This is a genomic window from Bartonella sp. AA1HLJMS (assembly GCF_042197445.1).
Lineage (GTDB): Bacteria > Pseudomonadota > Alphaproteobacteria > Rhizobiales > Rhizobiaceae > Bartonella.
In genome coordinates this window covers 1-1,539 of sequence record NZ_JBHIRW010000166.1, presented here as the reverse complement: position 1 = coordinate 1,539, position 1,539 = coordinate 1, and the positions used below count along the sequence as shown (strand labels likewise).

Annotated in this window: 1 protein-coding gene; it reads right to left on the bottom strand. The window is 33.3% G+C overall.

The genetic code is table 11. From position 1 onward, the window contains the following. Window positions 1-1,092 precede the first annotated feature (1,092 nt). A partial coding sequence (locus ACFIQE_RS10280) for a phosphoribosylglycinamide synthetase C domain-containing protein (protein ID WP_375707690.1) occupies window positions 1,093-1,539 on the bottom strand: 447 nt, incomplete at its 5' end.

Below are 1,539 nucleotides of genomic sequence, written 5' to 3'. Positions count from 1 at the left end.
CCAGTAAATTAATATGCATTCATTTTTGTACGACCGTCAGCATTTATCTTGTTGTGCTGTAAAACATCGTTGTTTGGGGAGGTAACATAAGGCATGTAAACTTCACACATGAAGTGTTTTTAGAAGATATGGCGAATATTCTAAGTTTGCTTGTAGGTCTTTGTGTAAGTGCAGCATATGAGTGGGAAGCAAGAGGAACCCGCTTAATGAGAATTCAGACCTTTACAGACGGGATTTGGTGTGACTTTTGGTTCTTGAAAACAAAGAGAAAGTCAATGATTGTAAATGAGAGTTTTTTGACACCATACATTGGCAGCAGGAATCGATGATGTAGAACGCTTTTTTCAGAGAGGTAAAAACGGTTTTCATAACAATAGAAACTGTTTTTTTGCGGTATAATTTTGGGTGTTTGCCACATTATTAAAAACACCAGAAGATTACTGGAAGTGTTTTTGAATTTTTTTTATAAATCATTTCTCCATGTTGAATGAAAGCTTTGAATATTTCAGAATATTCTTATTTCATCTCTCTTTTATAATCAAAATCATTTAGATAGAAAGGGTTATCGTAATATTGAGAATTGGAAAATACAATGATGGTATAGGTTTTTATTTTTATTCCAGAAAGCTGGCAGAATGGATTTATACTATTTGCAGGTAGTGTCGTAAAATGGGAAATGATAAGCATGAGAGATATTGTTTAAGAATTTGTATGTGAATAACATAACTATCTTTTTTGGGCATTTTATTTTTCGTAAAAGCGGAATTTCACTAAAAACGCGATAAATAAAAGAAATGATAGTATATACGTTTTTCCTCAGGATTTTATAAGAAAGAAAGTGTTTATAAAAATGATGAGAAAATGCGTTTAAAGTAAAGACAACAGTAAAATGATTATTTTATATTACATCTTCAGATTCAGAAAATTTTCCTATTTTATCATGAGTAGATATCCTATTTACAATATTTGATTGTTCAAAGGAAAGCACACTTATTTTTTCAAAATTATGGCCAACGTAAAACAGTGAGAAAATTTGTATGTTATGCTCTTATATAAAATAAGAAAATCGTAAAAAAAGAATATTCAAAGGATTTAATTTTCTCGCGCAACGGCTCTCCATCCGATATCTCGACGAACAAAACCTTCTGGCCAATCAATAAAATCAACAGCTTCATAAGCACGTTTTTGTGCATGCGTAATCGTTTTTCCTGTTGCAGTTATATTGAGTACACGTCCACCATTTGCAATGAGTTCTCCATCACGCAACACTGTACCAGCTTGAAAAACTTTCACATCGGGAAGAGTGTTTACTTGATCAACATTACGGATAACAGTACCTTTTTGGGGGGAGTCTGGATAACCATTAGCAGCCATAACAACGGTGAGAGCTGTTTTTTCAGACCACCGAAGAGGCTTATTTTCAAGTTTTCCTTGAGCTGCAGCAAGAAAAATTGGCAAAATATCATCTTTGAGGCGCATCATTAAAACTTGACATTCAGGATCACCGAATCGTACGTTAAATTCAATTAATTCGGGTCC